This window comes from Streptomyces sp. WELS2 (assembly GCF_013870595.1).
Taxonomy (GTDB): Bacteria; Actinomycetota; Actinomycetes; order Streptomycetales; family Streptomycetaceae; genus Streptomyces.
This window is the reverse complement of sequence record NZ_JACBWZ010000036.1, coordinates 1-20,456: the sequence shown is the minus strand read 5'-3', so window position 1 is coordinate 20,456 and position 20,456 is coordinate 1. Positions and strand designations below refer to the sequence as shown.

General features: G+C 71.0%; 19 protein-coding genes. 2 read left to right on the top strand and 17 right to left on the bottom strand.

Annotated elements, in window-relative coordinates:
• Positions 1-166: 166 nt before the first annotated feature.
• The 5 genes from rpsD to H5J33_RS04265 all read right to left on the bottom strand — a co-directional run bounded on the left by rpsD (position 167) and on the right by H5J33_RS04265 (position 5,326).
• Entirely contained in the window at positions 167-781 is a 615-nt protein-coding gene (gene rpsD / locus H5J33_RS04285; RefSeq protein WP_020938857.1) for a 30S ribosomal protein S4, read from the bottom strand.
• Positions 782-1,084: 303 nt separating this feature from the next.
• On the bottom strand, positions 1,085-2,440 hold the full coding sequence (locus tag H5J33_RS04280; RefSeq protein ID WP_181793436.1) for a replication-associated recombination protein A: 1,356 nt from the start codon (positions 2,438-2,440) through the stop codon (positions 1,085-1,087).
• Between the two features lie 43 nt (positions 2,441-2,483).
• Positions 2,484-3,140 carry a vitamin K epoxide reductase family protein gene (locus tag H5J33_RS04275; protein WP_181793435.1) on the bottom strand — a complete coding sequence of 219 codons (657 nt, stop codon included), beginning with the start codon at positions 3,138-3,140 and terminating at the stop codon, positions 2,484-2,486.
• A 202-nt stretch (positions 3,141-3,342) separates the two neighbouring features.
• Positions 3,343-4,605: a histidine--tRNA ligase gene (gene hisS / locus H5J33_RS04270; protein WP_181793434.1), complete on the bottom strand. Its 1,263-nt coding sequence runs from the start codon at positions 4,603-4,605 to the stop codon at positions 3,343-3,345.
• A gap of 13 nt (positions 4,606-4,618) precedes the next feature.
• On the bottom strand, positions 4,619-5,326 hold the full coding sequence (locus H5J33_RS04265) for an MBL fold metallo-hydrolase (protein WP_181793433.1): 708 nt from the start codon (positions 5,324-5,326) through the stop codon (positions 4,619-4,621).
• Positions 5,327-5,496: 170 nt separating this feature from the next.
• Here H5J33_RS04265 and H5J33_RS04260 point away from each other — a divergent pair, with 170 nt between their 5' ends.
• Entirely contained in the window at positions 5,497-6,321 is an 825-nt protein-coding gene (locus H5J33_RS04260; protein WP_181793432.1) for a peptidylprolyl isomerase, read from the top strand.
• Between the two features lie 189 nt (positions 6,322-6,510).
• Positions 6,511-7,740 carry a DUF349 domain-containing protein gene (locus H5J33_RS04255; protein WP_181793431.1) on the top strand — a complete coding sequence of 410 codons (1,230 nt, stop codon included), beginning with the start codon at positions 6,511-6,513 and terminating at the stop codon, positions 7,738-7,740.
• A 101-nt stretch (positions 7,741-7,841) separates the two neighbouring features.
• Here the strand turns inward: H5J33_RS04255 and relA are convergent, their stop codons facing one another.
• The 12 genes from relA to H5J33_RS04195 form a co-directional block, all read right to left on the bottom strand.
• Entirely contained in the window at positions 7,842-10,379 is a 2,538-nt protein-coding gene (gene relA / locus H5J33_RS04250) for a GTP pyrophosphokinase (RefSeq protein WP_181793430.1), read from the bottom strand.
• Between the two features lie 312 nt (positions 10,380-10,691).
• Complete coding sequence (locus H5J33_RS04245; RefSeq protein ID WP_181793429.1) at positions 10,692-11,231, bottom strand: adenine phosphoribosyltransferase; 540 nt, start codon at positions 11,229-11,231, stop codon at positions 10,692-10,694.
• Positions 11,228-12,334, bottom strand: a complete 1,107-nt coding sequence (gene secF, locus H5J33_RS04240) for a protein translocase subunit SecF (RefSeq protein ID WP_181793428.1) — start codon at positions 12,332-12,334, stop codon at positions 11,228-11,230. Before secF ends, H5J33_RS04245 begins: the two co-directional genes overlap by 4 nt.
• A 3-nt stretch (positions 12,335-12,337) precedes the next feature.
• Positions 12,338-14,158, bottom strand: coding sequence for a protein translocase subunit SecD (secD, locus tag H5J33_RS04235; RefSeq protein WP_181793427.1), 1,821 nt, complete (start codon positions 14,156-14,158; stop codon positions 12,338-12,340).
• Between the two features lie 143 nt (positions 14,159-14,301).
• Positions 14,302-14,778 (bottom strand): preprotein translocase subunit YajC, encoded by a 477-nt coding sequence (gene yajC, locus H5J33_RS04230; RefSeq protein ID WP_181793426.1) that lies wholly within the window; start codon positions 14,776-14,778, stop codon positions 14,302-14,304.
• Between the two features lie 177 nt (positions 14,779-14,955).
• On the bottom strand, positions 14,956-16,026 hold the full coding sequence (gene ruvB, locus H5J33_RS04225) for a Holliday junction branch migration DNA helicase RuvB (protein WP_181793425.1): 1,071 nt from the start codon (positions 16,024-16,026) through the stop codon (positions 14,956-14,958).
• 25 nt (positions 16,027-16,051) lie between these two features.
• A complete protein-coding gene (gene ruvA, locus H5J33_RS04220; RefSeq protein WP_181793424.1) occupies positions 16,052-16,657 on the bottom strand; it encodes a Holliday junction branch migration protein RuvA in 606 nt (201 codons plus the stop codon).
• Positions 16,654-17,193, bottom strand: a complete 540-nt coding sequence (gene ruvC, locus H5J33_RS04215; RefSeq protein ID WP_181793423.1) for a crossover junction endodeoxyribonuclease RuvC — start codon at positions 17,191-17,193, stop codon at positions 16,654-16,656. Before ruvC ends, ruvA begins: the two co-directional genes overlap by 4 nt.
• Positions 17,194-17,319: 126 nt before the next feature.
• Complete coding sequence (locus H5J33_RS04210) at positions 17,320-18,072, bottom strand: YebC/PmpR family DNA-binding transcriptional regulator (protein ID WP_181793422.1); 753 nt, start codon at positions 18,070-18,072, stop codon at positions 17,320-17,322.
• Positions 18,073-18,147: 75 nt separating this feature from the next.
• Positions 18,148-18,753, bottom strand: coding sequence for a pyridoxal 5'-phosphate synthase glutaminase subunit PdxT (gene pdxT / locus H5J33_RS04205; RefSeq protein WP_181793421.1), 606 nt, complete (start codon positions 18,751-18,753; stop codon positions 18,148-18,150).
• A 22-nt stretch (positions 18,754-18,775) separates the two neighbouring features.
• Entirely contained in the window at positions 18,776-19,681 is a 906-nt protein-coding gene (gene pdxS, locus H5J33_RS04200; protein WP_030781005.1) for a pyridoxal 5'-phosphate synthase lyase subunit PdxS, read from the bottom strand.
• Positions 19,682-19,795: 114 nt separating this feature from the next.
• Positions 19,796-20,338, bottom strand: coding sequence for a hypothetical protein (locus H5J33_RS04195; protein ID WP_181793420.1), 543 nt, complete (start codon positions 20,336-20,338; stop codon positions 19,796-19,798).
• Positions 20,339-20,456 lie beyond the last annotated feature (118 nt).

Below are 20,456 nucleotides of genomic sequence, written 5' to 3'. Positions count from 1 at the left end.
CGGCGGTGGCCCGGGCGCTGCGGCATCGGGGGCCGGGGGCGCTGGACGCCCTGCCGGCACCGCGCGGCCCGGTCGCGGACACCGGCCCCGGACAGCGCGAACCCGCCGCCTCGCCCACCCGGAAGGGCGGGGAGACGGCGGGCTGAGGCCTACGCCGTGACCTGGGTCAGCGGGCGTAGTACTCGACGACGAGCTGCTCGTCGCAGATCACCGGGATCTCCTTGCGGTTCGGCTCGCGGTCCAGGCGGAACGCCAGGGCCTTGAGGTTCACCTGGAGGTAGCGCGGGGTCTCGCCGTCGGGGGCGAAGCCACCCTCACGGGCGATCTGGAACAGCGTCTTGTCCTTGGAGCGGTCGCGGACCTGCACGACGTCGTCCGGGCGGACACGGAAGGACGGCTTGTCGACCTTCTGGCCGTTGACCTGGATGTGGCCGTGGACGACCATCTGGCGGGCCTGGTAGATCGTGCGGGCGATGCCCGAACGCAGGACCAGCGCGTCGAGGCGGCGCTCCAGCTCCACGATCAGGGCCTCACCGGTCTTGCCCTGGACCTTGGAGGCACGCTCGTAGGCGCGCACCAGCTGGCGCTCGGAGATGTCGTACTGAGCGCGCAGGCGCTGCTTCTCCAGCAGACGGACCTTGTAGTCCGAGTTCTGCTTGCGGCCGCGGCCGTGCTCACCCGGCGGGTAGGGGCGGGCCTCGAAGTACTTGACGGCCTTCGGGGTCAGCGCGATGCCGAGGGCACGCGACTTCTTGACCTTGGGGCGGGACTGGTTCGCCACAGTTATCTCATTTCCTAGATTCCGGCTCGTCAGGGTTAGGGAGGTCGCATCCGCAGCCGGGAAAACCCGTCGGGTCCGCGCGGGACCTGCCGGGCAGCCGCTTCCCTGGTCTGGGCACATACGTGCAGCACGCGAGTGGCCCACCGACCGTCCCGGGATCTCACGGGGGGTGGTGGGCTGCCCGCGACACCGTTCGACGGTGCGCGACGCTCCTGGAGCCGGTCCACGGGGGTCCGGGTCTCCGGCCGGTTGTCCCGCTCTGACAGCACGGAACTCGGCACTTCGCAGCAGTCTACAGGCTGCTCAGGACCGCTTGCGACCGAGGTGTCTGCGGGTCCACTCGACGGCGTCCGCGTACCTGGCCTCGGCGCCGTGCCGGCCCGGAGTGTAGTACTCGCGGTCCTTCAGGGCGTCCGGGGCGTACTGCTGCTCGGCGATGCCCTCCGGCAGGTCGTGCGGGTACACGTACCCCTGGGCGTGGCCGAGCTTGGCGGCGCCCTTGTAGTGCCCGTCGCGCAGATGCGCGGGGACCGGGCCGGCCAGGCCCTTGCGCACGTCGTCCAGGGCGGCGGCGATCGCGGTGGTCGCGGAGTTGGACTTGGGGGCGAGGGCCAGGGCGATGGTGGCGTGGCTGAGGGTGAGGGCGGCCTCCGGGAAGCCGATCATGGCGACGGCCTGGGCGGCGGCGACCGCGGTGGGCAGCGCGGTGGGGTCGGCGAGGCCGATGTCCTCGCTGGCGGAGATCATCAGCCGGCGGGCGATGAACCGGGGGTCCTCGCCGGCCTCGATCATGCGGGCCAGGTAGTGCAGGGCCGCGTCGACGTCGGAGCCGCGGATGGACTTGATGAGGGCGCTGGCGACGTCGTAGTGCTGGTCGCCGTCGCGGTCGTACTTCACGGCGGCGCGGTCGACGGTCTGCTCCAGCGTGCGCAGGCCGATCTCGCTCTCGCCCTGGTCCAGGGCGGCGCCGGCGGCGGCCTCCAGGGCGGTCAGGGCGCGCCGGGCGTCGCCGCCGGCGATCCGCAGCAGGTGCTCCTCGGTCTCCCCGGGGAGCGTGACGGCGTTCCTCAGTCCGCGTTCGTCGGCGAGGGCGCGCCGCAGCAGGCCGCGGATGTCGTCGTCGGTGAGGGGTTCGAGGGTGAGCAGGAGGGAGCGGGAGAGCAGCGGGGAGATCACCGAGAAGTAGGGGTTCTCCGTGGTGGCGGCGATCAGGGTGACCCAGCGGTTCTCCACGGCCGGCAGCAGGGAGTCCTGCTGGGCCTTGCTGAAGCGGTGGATCTCGTCCAGGAAGAGGACGGTCTCCTTGCCGTAGCCGCCGGTGGCGCGGCGGGCGCCGTCGATGACCGCGCGGACCTCCTTGACGCCGGCGGTGATCGCGGACAGTTCCACGAACCGCTTGTCGGTCGCCTTGGACACCACGTACGCCAGGGTGGTCTTGCCGGTGCCGGGCGGCCCCCAGAGGATCACCGAGGACGGTCCGGCGGGCCCGCCGGAGCCCTCGCCGACCAGGCGGCGCAGGGGTGAGCCGGGCGCCAGCAGATGCTGCTGGCCCACGACCTCGTCGAGCGAGCGCGGGCGCATGCGCACCGCCAGGGGGCTGCCCGCCGGGTCCTTCTCCTGGCGTTCTTCTGCTGCGGCGGTGAACAGGTCGGGTTCCACGCTGAAACCCTAGAACACCGCACCGACAATCCCGCCGGGGCGGTCAGCTGGTCCAGAACTCCCACCAGCGGGTCAGCACCAGCATGCCGATGATGCCGATGTGCGCGACCGGCACGACCCAGGTGAACTCGCCGAAGAAGGACCGCAGCCAGCGCGGGGCCGGCAGGAAGGCGTTGCGGATGTTGAACGAGGTGACGTACCAGAACATGGTGATCGTGGCGACCCAGGCCAGCGAGCACCACAGGCACAGCGCGTTGATCCGGTACAGGGACTGGAACTGCAGCCAGGTGCAGAAGCCCACGCCGAACAGGGTGCCGAAGTTGAACGTGAGCCAGTACCAGCGCGGGAAGCGGGCGCGGGCCAGCAGGCTCATGCCGACGCAGACGACGATGCCGTAGCAGACCAGCCCGAGCATGGGGTTCGGGAAGCCGAAGGCGGCGGCCTGCTTGCTCTCCATGACGCTGCCGCAGGAGATCACCGGGTTGAGGCTGCACCCGGGTGTGAAGGTCTTGCCCGCGACCTTGGCCTCGAGGATCTTGAACTTGTCGATCGTGATGACCCACGAGGCCAGCAGTCCGGCCGCGCCGGTGATCACCAGCAGGATGGCGAGGGCACGGCTGCCGCCGGCCGCGCGCGGGGCGTCGGCGGCGCGCTCCGGACCGGGCTTTGCGGAGACGTCGTCCACTGTCGTCTTGCTCATCACGCCGATTCCGTCACTCGAGGGTCGGACCATCTTCGGGCAGGGGTCATTGTGCCGCACGCGCCTGTGTGCGCACCGTTCGTTGCGCATAAGGATCTGCGTACGACGGGTGCCCCCGCCGGGTTCCGGACAGCGTCCGGCCCTTCTGTGACAAGGGCGCCGGACACCCCCTCGGGGAGCGTCCGGCGCCCACGCGCGCGGGTTAGCCGAGCCGGGACTCCAGCTCCGCCACGATCTCGTTGACGCCGATCGCGGTCTGCTCGCCGGACTCCATGTCCTTGAGCTGGACGACGCCCTCGGCCAGGTCGCGCTCGCCGGCGACGATCGTGTAGCGGGCGCCGGAGCGGTTGGCGTTCTTCATGGCGCCCTTCAGCCCCTTGCCGCCGTAGGCGAAGTCGGCCGCGATGCCCACCTTGCGCAACTCGGTGACCTTGGCGAACAGCACCCGGCGGGCCTCCTCGCCGAGCGGGACGGCGTACACCGACGTCGGGGTCGGCAGGTCCAGCTCCACGCCTTCGGCCTGGAGCGCGAGGACCGTGCGGTCGACGCCCAGCGCCCAGCCGACGGACGGCAGCGCGGGGCCGCCGATCATCTCGGACAGGCCGTCGTACCGGCCGCCGCCGCCCACCGCGGACTGCGAGCCCAGACCGTCGTGCACGAACTCGAAGGTGGTGCGGGTGTAGTAGTCCAGGCCGCGCACCAGCCTGGGGTCGTCCTCGAAGGAGACGCCCGCGGCGGTGATCAGCTCGCGGACCTCCTCGTGGTACGCCTTGCACGCGTCGCACAGGTAGTCGCGCAGCAGGGGGGCGCCGTCGAGCTGCTGCCGGACCGACTCGCGCTTGTCGTCCAGGACCCGCAGCGGGTTGATGTCGACGCGCCGGCGGGTGTCCTCGTCCAGGTCCAGGCCGCGCAGGAAGTCCTGCAGGGCGGCCCGGTACACCGGACGGCACTCCTTGTCGCCCAGGCTGTTCAGCAGGATGCGGAAGTTCCTCAGGCCCAGCGAGCGGTAGGCCTGGTCGGCCAGGATGATCAGCTCGGCGTCCAGCGCCGGGTCCTCCGCGCCGATCGCCTCCGCGCCCACCTGGGAGAAGTGGCGGTAGCGGCCCTTCTGGGGGCGCTCGTAGCGGTAGTAGGAGCCGGAGTACCAGAGCTTGACCGGGAGGTTGCCGGTCTTGTGCAGGTTGGCCTCCAGGGCCGCCCGCAGCACGGACGCGGTGCCCTCGGGGCGCAGGGCGAGCCTGTCGCCGCCCTTGGTCTCGAAGGCGTACATCTCCTTGGTCACGATGTCGGTGGACTCGCCCACACCGCGCGCGAACAGTTCGACGTTCTCGAAGCCGGGGGTCTCGATGTAGCCGTAGCCGGAGTGGCGCAGCGGGGCGGCGATGGCCTCGCGGACCGCCAGGTAGGCGGCCGAGTCCGGCGGGATCAGGTCGTAGGTGCCCTTGGGGGCCTGAAAAGTGCTCACGAAAGGTCTCTCGTCACATTCCTCGTCGGGGAGCGTCCACGCTTCCCGGGCCGGCGGCCACCTGCCGCAGATAGGGGTTGGTGGCGCGCTCCTGGCCGATGGTCGTCTGGGGACCGTGGCCGGACAGCACCACGGTGGAGTCGTCGAGCGGCAGGCACACGCGGGCCAGCGACTCGAGCATGTCCTCCATGGATCCGCCCGGCAGGTCGGTGCGTCCGATGGAGCCGGCGAACAGCAGATCCCCGGAGAAGAACACCGACGGCACGTCGGCGCTCTCGGGCATCCGGAAGGTCACCGACCCCTTGGTATGGCCCGGCGCGTGCGCGACGGAGAACGTGAGGCCGGCCAGCTCCAGGGCCGTGCCGTCCGTCAGCTCCCTGACGTCGTCCGGCTCCCCCACGGTCAGCTCGCCCATGAGCGGCATGCCGATGGAACGGCCGAGCGCCTTCTCCGGGTCGCTCATCATGTAGCGGTCCTCGGGGTGGATCCAGGCCGGTACCTCGTGCGCGCCGCAGACGGGGACCACCGAGGCGACGTGGTCGATGTGGCCGTGGGTGAGGACGACGGCGACGGGCTTGAGCCGATGTTTCCTCAGCGCTTCCCCGACGCCTTCGGCGGCCTGATGGCCGGGGTCGATGATCACGCACTCCTCACCGGCGGCGGGGGCGACGAGATAACAGTTCGTCCCCCAGGCCCCGGCGGGGAACCCGGCAATGAGCACGATCGTCCTTCGTTTGTGTCGGTCGCGGGCGGCTTCGGCTGCACCCAGAGCCTACCGGCGCTGCCGTTTCCTCAGCGAACCCATATACGGTACGGGGCTACACGCAGCGGTCGGGGCACGAGCACGCACGCGTACCGCCCGACACACGACACGCATGAGGAGAGAACCCGGTGGTCAGCCAGGAGCAGCGGCGGCGTCAGCTCGCCCGGGAGAAGTTCTTGCGGCAGCAGCAGCGGCGCACCGAGGCGCGGCGCAAGGCCCGCCTGCGCAACTCCGTGATCGCGTCGGTCCTGGGCGTGGTCGTGATCGGCAGTGTCGCGCTGTACACGACCGGGGTGCTCAAGGACGACGACAAGAAGAAGACCGACGCGAGCGGCCAGGTCACCCCGAGCGCCGCGCCGACCAGCAAGGCGCCGGATCCCTGCGAGAAGCCGGCGGCCGGCTCGGTGCAGAAGCTGAGCTGGAAGAAGGAGCCGGCGATGACGATCGACACGTCGGCGAAGTACACGCTGAAGCTGGCGACGACGTGCGGTGACATCGGCGTCGCGCTGAAGGCGTCGGCGGCGCCGCACACGGTGAACTCGTTCGACTTCCTCGCCGGCAAGGGCTACTTCGACCACACCAAGTGCCACCGGCTGACCACCCAGGGCATCTACGTCCTGCAGTGCGGCGACCCGCAGGGCACCGGCGCGGGCGGTCCCGGCTACACGCTCCCGGACGAGAACCTCAAGGACAAGAGCCTCAAGAAGAACATCTACCCGGCGGGCACGGTGGCGATGGCCAACACCGGGCAGCCGCACAGCGGCGGCAGCCAGTTCTTCCTCGTCTACAAGGACAGCCAGCTGCCGCCCAGCTACACGCCGTTCGGCACGGTCGACGCGGCGGGCATGAAGGTGCTGGACAAGATCGCGGCGGCCGGTGAGAACACGGGCGCCGGCGACGGCGCACCGAACGCGACGGTCGTGATCGACAAGGCCGCGGTCGTCAAGTCCTGACCCTGTGTCCGGATCCCGCCGGCCCCGTCCGGCACCCGGACCGGGAGGTCAACGGGGCGGGCGGCGGAATTTCGGTCGCGCTGGATGCGGACAGGCAACCCGCTGGTCGCCTATGTTGGCCGTGACGAAACTGTGGACGATGCCCGGGGGTGCTGCGGCCCCCCGCAGGCATCATGTGGAGGAGGCGCTGTGAGCAGCGACCCGTGGGGCCGCGTCGACGAGACGGGGACCGTGTACGTGCGTACGGCCGACGGCGAGAAGGTCGTCGGTTCCTGGCAGGCCGGCTCCCCCGAGGAGGCGCTGGCCTACTTCGAGCGCAAGTACGAGGGCCTGGTTGTCGAGATCGGCCTCCTCGAGAAGCGCGTGCGGACCACCGACCTGTCGGCGAAGGACGCCCAGGCCGCCGTCGACCACCTGCGCGAGCAGGTGGACGCGCACCACGCGGTCGGCGACCTGGACGCGCTGCGCAAGCGGCTGGACAAGCTGGTCGCGACCGTCGAGGCGCGCCGCGAGGAGCGCAAGGCGCAGCGGGCCAGGCAGTCCGACGAGGCCCGCAAGGCCAAGGAGGACCTGGTCACCGAGGCCGAGCAGCTGGCCCGGTCCGACCAGTGGCGGGCCGCCGGCGAGCGGCTGCGGGCGCTGGTGGACACGTGGAAGGGGCTGCCGCGGCTGGACCGCAAGTCCGACGACGAGCTGTGGCACCGCTTCTCGCACGCCCGGTCGGCGTTCTCCAAGCGCCGCAAGGCTCACTTCGCGCAGCTGGACGCGCAGCGCGAGGAGGCCCGGCGGGTCAAGGAGCGGCTGGTCGCCGAGGCCGAGGCGCTGTCCGGTTCGACGGACTGGGGTCCGACGGCCGCCCGGTACCGCGAGCTGATGGCGGAGTGGAAGGCCGCGGGCCGCGCCCAGCGCGAGCACGAGGACGACCTGTGGAACCGCTTCCGCGGCGCCCAGGACGTGTTCTTCGCCGCCCGCAGCTCGGTGTTCGCCGAGCGGGACGCCGAGCAGTCGGAGAACCTGAAGCTGAAGGAGGAGCTGGCCGAGGAGGCCGAGAAGCTCCTGCCGATCACCGACCTGAAGGCCGCGCGGGCCACCTTCCGCTCGATCAACGAGCGCTGGGAGGCCATCGGTCACGTCCCGCGGGACGCCCGGCCGAAGGTGGAGGGCCGGATGCACGCCGTGGAGCGGGCCATCCAGGAGGCCGAGGAGGCCGAGTGGCGCCGGACGAACCCGGAGGCCCGCGCGCGTGCCGAGGGTCTGACCGGTCAGCTCCAGGCCGCCGTGGACAAGCTGCGGGCGCAGATCGACCAGGCGCGCGCCCAGGGCAACAACGCCAAGGCCGACAAGCTGCAGAAGGAGCTGGAGGGCCGTCAGGCGCTCCTGGACCAGGCTCTGAAGGGCCTGCAGGAGTTCGGAGGATAAACAACCCCACCGCTCAGCTGGAAGGGCCCCGTACACCCGTACGGGGCCCTTCTCGGTGTCCTGGGGTCGCGTCCCGCGGCCGGGCGGCCGCGCGGGGCGTCCTACGAGCGGCTGCGTCCCGACGTCACCCGGTACACGTCGTACACGCCCTCCACGCCCCGCACCGCCTTCAGCACGTGGCCGAGGTGCTTGGGGTCGCCCATCTCGAAGGTGAACCGGGAGGTGGCCACCCGGTCCCGGGATGTCTGCACGGCCGCCGACAGGATGTTGACGTGCTGGTCGGACAGCACCCGGGTGACGTCCGACAGCAGCCGGGACCGGTCCAGCGCCTCCACCTGGATGGCGACCAGGAAGACCGAGGACTGGGTCGGCGCCCACTCGACGTCGAGGATGCGCTCCGGCTCACGGGAGAGCGAATCGACGTTGACGCAGTCGCTGCGGTGGACCGATACGCCGCTGCCGCGGGTGACGAAGCCGATGATCGGGTCTCCCGGCACCGGCGTACAGCAGCGGGCCAGCTTGACCCACACGTCCTCGACGCCCTTGACGACCACGCCCGGGTCGGCCGTGGAGCGCCGCTTGCGCCCGCGCCCGCGGGACGGCGGGACCGTCTCGTCGATCTCCTCGGTGGCCGCCTCCTCGCCGCCGAGCGCCTGGACGAGCTTCTGCACGATGTTCTGCGCGGAGACATGGCCCTCGCCGATCGCCGCGTACAGCGCGGAGATGTCCGAGTAGCGCATCTCGTGCGCCAGCGTGACCAGCGAGTCACCGGTGAGGATCCGCTGGATCGGCAGGTTCTGCTTGCGCATGGCCCGCACGATGGCGTCCTTGCCCTGCTCGATCGCCTCGTCCCGGCGCTCCTTGGAGAACCAGGCGCGGATCTTGTTGCGGGCCCGCGGCGACTTGACGAAGCCGAGCCAGTCCCGGGAGGGGCCGGCGCCGGGTGCCTTGGAGGTGAACACCTCGACCAGGTCGCCGTTGTCCAGGGTGGACTCCAGCGGGACCAGCCGCCCGTTGACCCGCGCCCCTATGGTGCGGTGGCCGACCTCGGTGTGCACGGCGTACGCGAAGTCCACCGGGGTGGCGCCGGCCGGCAGCGCTATGACGTCGCCCTTGGGCGTGAAGACGAAGACCTCGTTGCGGGACAGGTCGAAGCGCAGGGACTCCAGGAACTCGCCCGGGTCCTCGGTCTCCTTCTGCCAGTCCAGCAGCTGCCGCAGCCACGCCATGTCGTTGATGGCGTCCTTGTCCTTCGCCGACGTCTTCGGCGCGTCGGTGCGGACCTTGGAGGCGCCGGCGACGGCCTCCTGCTTGTACTTCCAGTGCGCGGCGATGCCGTACTCGGCGCGGCGGTGCATGTCGAACGTGCGGATCTGGAGTTCGACCGGCTTGCCGTTGGGGCCGATGACCGTCGTGTGCAGCGACTGGTACATGTTGAACTTGGGCATCGCGATGTAGTCCTTGAACCGGCCGGGGACCGGGTTCCATCGCGCGTGCACCGTGCCGAGGGCGGCGTAGCAGTCGCGGACCGTGTCGACGAGGACGCGGATGCCCACCAGGTCGTAGATCTCGGCGAAGTCGCGGCCTCGCACGATCATCTTCTGGTAGACGCTGTAGTAGTGCTTGGGGCGGCCGGTGACGGTGGCCTTGATCCGGGCGGCGCGCAGGTCGGACTGGACCTCGTCGGTCACTATGGCCAGGTACTCGTCGCGCTTCGGCGCCCGCTCGGCCACCAGTCGTACGATCTCGTCGTACATCTTGGGGTAGAGGATCGCGAACGCGAGGTCCTCCAGCTCCCACTTGATGGTGTTCATGCCGAGGCGGTGGGCGAGCGGAGCGTAGATCTCCAGCGTCTCGCGCGCCTTCTTCTCCTGCTTCTCGCGCTTGAGGTAGCGCATGGTGCGCATGTTGTGCAGGCGGTCGGCGAGCTTGATGACCAGGACCCGCGGGTCCTTCGCCATGGCCACGACCATCTTGCGCACGGTCTCGGCCTGCGCGGCCTCGCCGAACTTGACCTTGTCCAGCTTGGTCACGCCGTCGACGAGCAGGGCGACGACGTCGCCGAAGTCGCGGCGCAGGTCCTCGAGGCCGTACTCGGTGTCCTCGACGGTGTCGTGCAGCAGCCCCGCCATCAGGGTGGCCGGGTCCATCCCCAGCTCGGCGAGGATGGTGGTGACGGCGAGCGGGTGCGTGATGTACGGGTCGCCGCTCTTGCGCTTCTGGCCGCGGTGCCAGCGTTCGGCGACCTGGTAGGCGCGCTCGATCTGGCGCAGCGTGGAGTTCTCGATCTTTGGGTCGTTGCTGCGCACTATCCGCAGCAGCGGCTCCAGGACCGGGTTGTAGGGGTTCGCGCGCTGGACGCCGAGGCGGGCGAGGCGGGCCCGGACCCGGTTGGAGGAGGCGGTGCGGGTGGGCTGCGCGGCCGGCTGGCGGACCACCGGGGGCTGCGCCGGGCGCTCGGCCGGGGCCTGCTTGGGACGCGCGGTCTCGGCGCTCTTCTCCACGGGCGCGGAGTGGGCGTGCTCGACCGCCCCGCGGGTGTCGTTCTTCACCTGGGAAGTGCTCGGCGCGGGCTTCGCCGCGGCGGCCGAGGCGGGCTCGGGCTTGGCGGCGGTCAGTGGCTGGGCCTCGTCTGGCAAGAGGACTCCTCGTGCGCGATCCGGGTCCCCCGGTCAGGCTCCGGAGACCCCATGGTAGCGATCCTGCGCCCGGTCATCGCCTTCAGGCGGCTGTGAGGACCGTGTACCCCTGCAACGCGGAAGGCCGTCACGGGATTCCGGACGGTCGGTCGCGCAGTTCCCGCACCGGCGTCCGCGGCGGGTGGGCGAACCCGCGCCGACCTGCGAAAACCCCGAGGCGGGGCCCGCCAGGCACCGGTCGCGGATCCGGTGGGACGCAAGCGGCCGCCCCGGCACACATGCCGGGGCGGCCGTCTCACGGCTGCGGCGGGTTCAGACCTGGAGCAGCGCCTGGAGCGGAGCCCCGTCCAGCGCGGCGTCCAGCCGGGCGCGGCCGCCCAGGAAGCCCAGCTCCATCAGCACCGCGAGCCCGGACACCTCGGCGCCGGCGCGCTGGATGAGGTGGATCGCCGCCTCGGCCGTGCCGCCCGTGGCCAGGACGTCGTCCACGATCAGCACGCGGTCGCCGTCGGACAGGTCCTCGGCGTGCACCTCGATCTCCGCCGAGCCGTACTCCAGGTCGTACGCCTGGCGCAGGGTGGCCCCGGGCAGCTTGCCCGCCTTGCGGACCGGGATGAAGCCCAGTCCGGCGCGGACGGCGACGGGGGCACCGAGGATGAAGCCCCGGGCCTCCAGGCCGACGACCTTGGTGGCGCCGGTGTCGGCGGCGATCTGCGCCAGCGTGTCGGTGAGCGCGGTGAAGGCCGCAGGGTCGGCCAGGAGCGGGGTGATGTCCTTGAACATCACACCCGGCTCCGGGTAGTCGGCCACATCGCGGATGCGGCTCAGCAGCAGTTCCTGAATGTCGGTCATCGGCGCTTTCCGGAGGTACGGCCGCGGCCTCGGCCGCGTGCGGGCTGGTTGCGCGGGCCCACGACGGCGGGGGCGCCGTCGTCGCCGTCGTCACCGTCGGTGGCGCGGACCTCGGCGAGGTCCTCCCCCGCGGCGGCCTGGGCGCGCTTGGCCAGGACCCGCTTGGTGAGGTTCTTCATCGCCGGCTCGCGCTCCTTGAGGTCGGCGACGAGCGGGGTGGCGATGAAGATCGAGGAGTAGGCACCGGCCGCGAGACCCACGAACAGCGACAGCGAGATGTCGTTGAGCGTGCCCGCGCCGAGGAAGCCGCCGCCGATGAAGAGCAGACCGGCGACCGGCAGCAGCGCGACGACCGTGGTGTTGATGGAGCGCACCAGGGTGCCGTTGATCGAGCGGTTGGCGATCTCGCTGTAGGTGAACCGGGTCTGCTTGGTGAGGTCCTTCGTCTGCTCCTTGAGGCTGTCGAAGACGACGACCGTGTCGTAGAGCGAGTAACCGAGGATGGTCAGCAGACCGATGACCGTACCGGGCGTGACCTCGAAGCCGACCAGGGCGTAGATACCGGTCGTGATGGTGATGTCGTGGATCAGCGCGACCAGCGCCGCGATGGCCATGCGCCACTCGAACGCGATGGCCAGGTAGATCACGACGAGGACCATGAAGATCGCCAGGCCCTCCCAGGCCTTGTTGGCGATCTGCTCGCCCCAGCTCGGGCCGACCAGGTCGGCGGCGAGCTTCTCGGGGTCGAGATTCAGGTCCTTGGCCAGCTCCTGCTTGATCCGGTCGGACTGGCCGGTGTCGATGCCGGCGATCTGGATGCGCAGGCTGCCGTTGCCCAGCTTCTGCACGATGGCCTGGTGGCCGGAGGCCTTGTTGGCGTACTCCTCCGCCTGGGCCACCGAGGCGCTCATCTTCGTGGGCGTCGTGAAGACGGCACCGCCCTCGAACTCGATGCCCATGTTCAGGCCGCGCACCGCCAGGCCGACGATGGCCGTGATGGTGATCAGGATCGAGATGCCGTACCAGATCTTCCGCTTGCCGACGAAGTCGTACGAGATCTCGCCGCGGTGCAGCCGGGCGCCGAGGTTGCCGAGTTTCGACATGGCTCATGCCTCCTTCGGGTCGACGGGGCCGGCGGCGGGTCCGGCGGGGCGGCGGGTACGGCGCAGCGGGGGCTTGGCGCCCAGGCTCTTGGGGTCGAGACCGGACCACTTGTGGCCGTCGGCGAAGAACCTGCGGCGGGCGAGGAGCGTCATCAGCGGCTTGGTGAAGAGGAAGACGACGACCACGTCGAGCAGGGTGGTCAGGCCCAGAGTGAAGGCGAAGCCCTGCACCTTGCCGACGGTCACGATGAACAGCACCGCGGCGGCGAGGAACGACACGAAGTCGGAGACCAGGACCGTGCGCCGGGCACGCGGCCAGGCCCGCTCGACGGCGGGACGCAGCGTCCGGCCCTCGCGGATCTCGTCCCGAATGCGTTCGAAGTACACGATGAAGGAGTCCGCGGTGATACCGATGGCGACGATGGCACCGCAGACGGCCGGCAGGTTCAGCGCGAAGCCGATGGCCGGGCCGAGCAGCGACATGATCACGTAGGTGAGGATCGCCGAGACCACCAGCGAGGCCATGGCGACGAGCGACAGGCCGCGGTAGTAGACCACCAGGTAGATCACGACCAGCGCCAGGCCGATCGCGCCCGCGAGCAGACCGGCGTGCAGCTGCTCGCCGCCGAGCGCGGCGGTGACGGTGGTGACGGACTGCTCCTGGAAGGACAGCGGCAGAGCACCGTACGACAGCATGTTGGCGAGGCTCTGCGCCTCGTCCTGCTGGAAGCTGCCGGAGATCTCCGCCTGGCCGCCGGTGATGGACTGCCGCACGTACGGGCTGGAGACGACCTCGCCGTCCAGAACGATGCCGAACTCGTTCTGCGGCTGCGTCTTCTGGGCCAGCTCGCCGGTGATGTCGGCGAACTTCTTGGCGCCCTTGCCGGTGAAGGTCATCTGGACCTGCCAGCCGGCGGCGCCCTGGGTGTCGAAGACGGCCTGCGCCTTCTTCACCTCGGTGCCGTCCACGGCGGCCGGACCGAGCAGGTACTTGTACCAGGCGTCGTCGATCTTGCCGCAGGCCACGGTGGGCTGGCCCGGCTTGACGTTCTTGCCGGCGTTCGCCCGGTCGGTGGGCTTGGTGCAGTCCAGGGTCGCGTACTGCGCCTGGAGCTTGGCGTCCGCGCCGGAGCCGCTGCCGGCCGGGGCCGAGGGCGTCCCCGACGGCGTGGCCGAGGGCTTGGCGCTGCCGGAGGCGGAGCCGCTCGGCGAGGGGGTCGCGTCGGCCTTCAGGGCGTCGGTGACCGCGCGGCCCTGGGACGTGGCCGAGGCCGAGGGAGAGGCGGAACCGGACGCCGTCTCCTTGCCGGAACCGGTCGCCTTCTCGCCGGCCGAGGCGGACGCCGACGGGCTGGCGCCCGGCTTCGGCGAGGAGCCGCCCTTGGAGGACGCGCTCGGCGACGGGCTCTTCGTGGCGGGGCCGCTGGGCTCGCTCGCCAGGACCGGCCGGAAGTACAGCTTGGCGGTGGTGCCTACCTGCTCCTGGGCCTCCTTGGAGTTGGTGCCCTTGGGGATGTTGACGATGATGTTGTCGTTCCCCTGGGTCTGCACCTCCGCCTCGGAGACACCCAGACCGTTGACCCGGCGGTTCATGATGTCGACCGCGGTGTCCATGTTGGCCTTGTTGATCGCGGACCCCTGATCGGCCTTCGCCTTGAGCGTGATGCTCGTACCACCGGCGAGGTCGATGCCGAGACGCGGAGTGGTGTGCCCGGAGACGAACATCCCTCCGGCGAGCGCCACGATGGCGATCAGGATGAGGGCCAGCGAGCGCCCTGGCTTGCTCGGGGCGCTCGCGCTTCGGCCCCTCTTAGGTGCTGCCACCTTCTCGTACTCCCTCTCGGGCCGCCCCGCGCCCGGTCGGCGCGGTCGGCCATGACATGGTGTCGGACTCCCGTGCGGGAAACAGACGCGCCCGGGACCCGCGGGGCGCCCATCATGCCGCCGCCACGCGTCCCGGGGGGTGACTACTTCGCGTCGGAGTCGCCGTCGGTCTTCTTCGGCTGGTCGTCCGCGCCGGCCTCGGCGGCGTCCTTCTTACCGAGGTCGATCTTGTCGTCCGAGGCGGCGGCAGCGTCGGCGGATCCGTCGGTCTCGTCGGTCTCGGTGAGGGAGGAGGCGTCGTCCGGGACGATGCCGGTGTCGGACTTCAGGTCGTGCTCGATGCCGTGGACGATGCGGTTGTACTCGTCGTCGGACAGGACGGCGCCGATGGCGTTCTTGGCGAAGAGGAGGTCGACGCCGGGCGCGGCGTCGAGGAGGACGGTGTCCTCGTTGACCTCCTTGACCGTCGCGTACATCCCCCCGATCGTGCGGACTCCGGATCCGGGCTGCATGTGGTTCCGCATGTCGGCGGCCTGCTGCTGCTTCTTCTTGGCCGAACGCGTCATCAGGAACATGGCCGCGATGAGCACGATGAACGGGAGAAGGGTATAGGCATTCACGGGACGGAATTTCCTTCGCGCGACCGCGCGGGTGAGCGGCCTTTGGGATGGGGGTGTGGTCGGCGCCGCCCGCAAGGGCGGCATCGGCGGAGTCTAAGCGAGTCCGCTCTCATGGAACAACGCTCAGCATGGCACCTGGGTTCCGGCCGGGCCATCGCCTTCGCCGCTCGGCCGCCCTCACGTCCCGAACAAGTCCTGTTGTCCGTTTCCCGCGGCCGGGGCGTGCGGCGGGGTCAGTCCCAGGTGCGCCCAGGCGGCGGGGGTGGCGACCCGGCCGCGCGGGGTGCGGGCAAGCAGTCCCTCGCGGACCAGGAAGGGCTCGGCGACCTCCTCCACGGTCTCCCGCTCCTCCCCCACCGCCACGGCGAGGGTGGACAGGCCCACCGGTCCGCCGCCGAACAGCTTCAGCAGGGCCTCCAGCACGGCGCGGTCCAGCCGGTCCAGGCCGCGCGCGTCGACCTCGTAGACGGCGAGCGCGGCCGCGGCGATCTCCCGGGTGATGACCCCGTCGGCCTTGACCTGCGCGTAGTCGCGGACCCGGCGCAGCAGGCGGTTGGCGATACGGGGCGTGCCCCGGGAACGGCCGGCGATCTCGGCGGCGCCGTCCGGCTCGATCTCCACGTCCAGCAGGCTCGCCGAGCGGTGCACCACGCGCTCCAGCTCGCGCGGGGAGTAGAACTCCATGTGCGCGGTGAAGCCGAAGCGGTCGCGCAGCGGCGGTGGCAGCAGGCCCGCCCGGGTGGTGGCGCCGACCAGGGTGAACGGCGGCAGCTCCAGCGGGATCGCGGTGGCGCCGGGACCCTTGCCCACGATGACGTCGACGCGGAAGTCCTCCATCGCCATGTACAGCATCTCCTCGGCGGGCCGGGACATGCGGTGGATCTCGTCGAGGAAGAGCACCTCGCCCTCCTGGAGCGAGGACAGGATCGAGGCGAGGTCGCCGGCGTGCTGGATGGCGGGGCCGGAGGTGATGCGGATGGGGGCGCCCATCTCCGCCGCAATGATCATCGACAGGGTGGTCTTGCCGAGGCCGGGTGCCCCGGAGAGCAGCACATGGTCGGCGGTGGCGCCCCGCGCGCGTGCGGCGCGCAGCACCAGGTCGAGCTGTTCGCGGACCTTCTCCTGGCCGATGAACTCGCCGAGGTCCTTGGGGCGAAGGGCGGCCTCGACGGCCTGGTCCTCCCGGTCGGCGGACGCACCGACGAGCCGCTCCTCGGCGGGGGTGGGGGTGGTGTCGTCCCGGTTCACGAAGTTCTCCTAGCGGGGGCGCGGGTCAGCGGGCGCGGTTCAGGGTCTGCAGGGCGGCCTTCAGCAGCGGGCCCACCTGCGGGGTGCCGCCCGCCGCCTCGGCCTGGGGCGCCACGGCGGCCACCGCCTCGTCGGCCTCGCGGGTGGCGTAGCCGAGACCGATCAGGGCCGCGTGCAGCTGGTCGCGCCAGCCCTGGGTGACGGGCGCGCCGACGGCCGGGGCGCCGACGGGCTCGCCGAGCCGGTCCTTCAGCTCCAGCAGCAGCTTCTGGGCGCCCTTCTTGCCGATGCCGGGGACGGCGGTGAGGGCCTTCTCGTCACCGGTGGCGACCGCGCGGCGCAGCGCGTCCGGGCTGTGCACGGCCAGCATGGCCTGGGCGAGGCGCGGGCCGACGCCGCTCGCGGTCTGCAGCAGCTCGAAGACCTGGCGTTCGTCGTCGTCCGCGAAGCCGTACAGGGTGAGCGAGTCCTCGCGGACGACGAGGGAGGTGTGCAGCCGGGCGGGCTTGCCGACGCGCAGTGCCGACAGGGTGTCCGGGGTGCACTGGACGGCCATGCCGACGCCCCCGACCTCGACAACGGCGGCATCCGGGGCGAGCGCGGCGACCGTGCCGCTGACGAAGGCGATCATGCCGTGGGGCCTTTCGTTGCGTGGATCGTGTGCCGGGCCACTGCCTGCTGGAGCCGGCTCTGGGCGGGGGCCCGCCAGATATGGCAGATGGCGAGTGCGAGGGCGTCGGCGGCGTCGGCGGGCTTCGGGGGCGCGGCCAGCCGCAGCAGACGGGTGACCATGGCGCCCACCTGGGCCTTCTCGGCGCGTCCGGAGCCGGTGACGGCGGCCTTGACCTCGCTGGGGGTGTGCAGGGCGACGGGGATGCCGCGCCGGGCGGCGCACAGCATGGCCACGGCGCTGGCCTGGGCGGTGCCCATGACCGTACGCACGTTGTGCTGGCTGAAGACGCGCTCCACGGCGACGAACTCGGGCCGGTGCTCGTCCAGCCACTCCTCGATGCCCTGCTCGACGGCGAGCAGCCGGTGGCTGAGCTCGGCGTCGGCCGGGGTGCGGACGACGCCGACGCCGAGCATGGTCAGCGGGCGGCCCGCGACGCCCTCGACCACGCCGATCCCGCACCGGGTCAGGCCGGGGTCCACCCCCAGAACACGCACGCGCACCGCTCCCTTCGGTCACCCGATCGCATGTCTGTGCAGGCTATCGGGTGCCACCGACAACGCCGTACAACGCGACGGGCCGACGGGGGGGTGTCCCGTCGGCCCGGTCGTCAGCCGTACGCGTTACGCGTCGACCTTCTCCATGATCTCGTCGCTCACGTCGAAGTTCGCGAAGACGTTCTGCACGTCGTCGCTGTCCTCCAGCGCGTCGATGAGCTTGAAGATCTTCTTGGCGCCCTCCTCGTCCAGCTCGACCTGCATGGTCGGGACGAAGTTGGCCTCGGCCGACTCGTAGTCGATGCCGGCCTCCTGCAGGGCGGTGCGGACCGCGACAAGGTCGGTCGGCTCGCTGACCACCTCGAAGTTCTCACCGAGGTCGTTGACCTCCTCGGCACCGGCGTCCAGCACCGCGCCGAGCACGTCGTCCTCGGTCAGCTCGCCCTTGGGGACGATGACGACGCCCTTGCGGTTGAACAGGTACGACACCGAGCCCGGGTCGGCCATGGAGCCGCCGTTGCGGGTCATGGCGACGCGGACCTCGGAGGCGGCGCGGTTGCGGTTGTCGGTGAGGCACTCGATGAGCACCGCGACGCCGTTCGGGCCGTAGCCCTCGTACATGATCGTCTCGTAGTCGGCGCCGCCGGCCTCCAGGCCCGCGCCGCGCTTGACCGCGGAGTCGATGTTCTTGTTCGGGACCGACGACTTCTTCGCCTTCTGGATGGCGTCGTACAGCGTCGGGTTGCCGTCCGGGTCGGCACCGCCCATCCGGGCCGCGACCTCGATGTTCTTGATCAGCTTCGCGAAGAGCTTGCCGCGCTTGGCGTCGATCACGGCCTTCTTGTGCTTCGTCGTGGCCCATTTAGAGTGGCCGGACATCTGCCTGTCTCCTTCGCGTAACCCATCCTGTACGAACGCCCCTCGGTCGAAAGGCCGGGGGGACCCCCGGAGATCCTACAAGGACTCCGCCGCCTGGTCGGCGCGCACCATGTCGACGAACAGCGAGTGCACGCGGTGGTCGCCGGTCAGCTCCGGGTGGAAGGAGGTGGCGAGCGCGTTGCCCTGGCGGACGGCGACGATGTGACCGTCGTGCTCGGCGAGCACCTCGGCCCCGGCGCCGACGGACTCCACCCAGGGGGCGCGGATGAAGACGCCCTCCACGGGATCGCCCGTGATGCCCTTGACGTCGACCGCCGCCTCGAACGACTCGTTCTGCCGGCCGAAGGCGTTGCGGCGCACGATCATGTCGATGCCGCCGATGGTCTCCTGGCCCGAGCGCGGGTCGAGGATCTTGTCGGCGAGCATGATCAGGCCCGCGCAGGTGCCGTAGACAGGCATGCCGTCGCGCACGCGCGCGCGGAGGGGCTCCATCACGCCGAAGAGCACGGCCAGCTTGGAGATGGTGGTCGACTCGCCGCCGGGCAGGACGAGACCGTCCACCTCGGCGAGTTCCTCGGGGCGCCGCACCGGCCTGGCCACGGCGTCGGCCGCGGCCAGGGCGATGAGGTGCTCCCGTACGTCGCCCTGGAGGGCCAGGACGCCTATGACAGGAGTGTTCATGGGGTGCCGTTACCTGTGGGGGTTACCAGCCGCGGTTCGCGTAGCGCTCGGTCTCGGGGAGGGTGTCGCAGTTGATGCCCACCATGGCCTCGCCGAGGTTGCGGGACGCGTCCGCGATGATCTTCGGGTCGTCGTAGAAGGTGGTGGCCTTCACGATGGCGGCGGCGCGCTTGGCCGGGTCGCCGGACTTGAAGATGCCGGAGCCGACGAACACGCCCTCGGCGCCGAGCTGGCGCATCAGGGCGGCGTCGGCCGGGGTGGCCACACCGCCGGCGGAGAACAGCACCACCGGGAGCTTGCCCAGCTCGGCGACCTCCTTGACCAGCTCGTACGGGGCGCGCAGCTCCTTGGCGGCGGCGTACAGCTCGTGGTTGTCCAGGCCGCGCAGGCGGGCGATGTCGCCCTTGATCTGGCGCAGGTGGCGGACGGCCTCGACCACGTTGCCGGTGCCGGCCTCGCCCTTGGAGCGGATCATCGCGGCGCCCTCGGCGATGCGGCGCAGGGCCTCGCCCAGGTTGGTGGCACCGCACACGAACGGGGTGGTGAAGGACCACTTGTCGGAGTGGTTGACCTCGTCGGCCGGGGTGAGCACCTCGGACTCGTCGATGTAGTCGACGCCGAGGGACTGCAGCACCTGGGCCTCGACGAAGTGGCCGATGCGGGACTTGGCCATCACCGGGATGGAGACCGCGTCGATGATGCCCTCGATCATGTCCGGGTCGGACATACGGGCCACGCCGCCGTCCTTGCGGATGTCGGCCGGGACTCGCTCCAGGGCCATGACGGCGACGGCGCCCGCGTCCTCGGCGATCTTCGCCTGCTCCGGCGTGACGACGTCCATGATCACGCCGCCCTTGAGCTGCTCGGCCATGCCGCGCTTCACACGGGCGGTGCCGGTCTCGGGAGCCTGGTTCTCGGTGGTGGACACGGGTGACCTCACTGATGGGAAAGAGGGTTTGTGCACTCCCGAGGAAACGCGAACCGTCCAGGCCACAGCAAGGGCCAATGGCAAGCCGGTGGATCCTTTTGCTTCACCCGTGTTTCAGGAGATCCGCTCGACCAAGGCCGCGGGCGGCTCGTCGTCCATCTCGAAGGCCAGCGGGAAGGGAGCGTGGCCGGCCAGCCGGAACCAGCGGACCTTGCGGTGTTCGCGGAGTCTGCGGGCGGCCCCCACGGCGTCGTTGTGGAAGCGGCGGGCCATCGGCACCCGGCGGACGGCCTCGGCCAGCTCACGGGCCGCCGCGTCGCCGCCGGGGGCCTCGCGCACCGCCTCCACCTGGGCCGCGTCCTCGAAGACCGCCCGCAGCGCCTGGCTCAGCTCGCTCTCGGCGACCTCCCGCTGCTCCTCCTCGGCCTGCCGGGCCGCGTGCGCGGCCTCGTAGAGCACGATCGAGGCGGCCGGGTCCAGCACGCCGGAGGTCGCCAGCTCCTGGGCCACCGAGACGCGCCGCAGCAGCTGCGCGTCGAGCGCGGCCCGGGCGGCGTCCATCCGCACGTGCAGCCGGTCCAGCCGTCCGGCCGTCCAGCTGAGGTACACGCCGACGGCCACGAGCGCGACGAGGATCCAGATGAGGGTTGCGGTCACGGCGGAAGGCTATCGGCTGCGTGTCCGGGCCCCACGGCTCGGCCCACACCGCACGAAACGGCCGCGCGCAGCCCGCGCGGCAGCGAACAGCCCCACGACAAGGCAAGCGCCCCTCGGC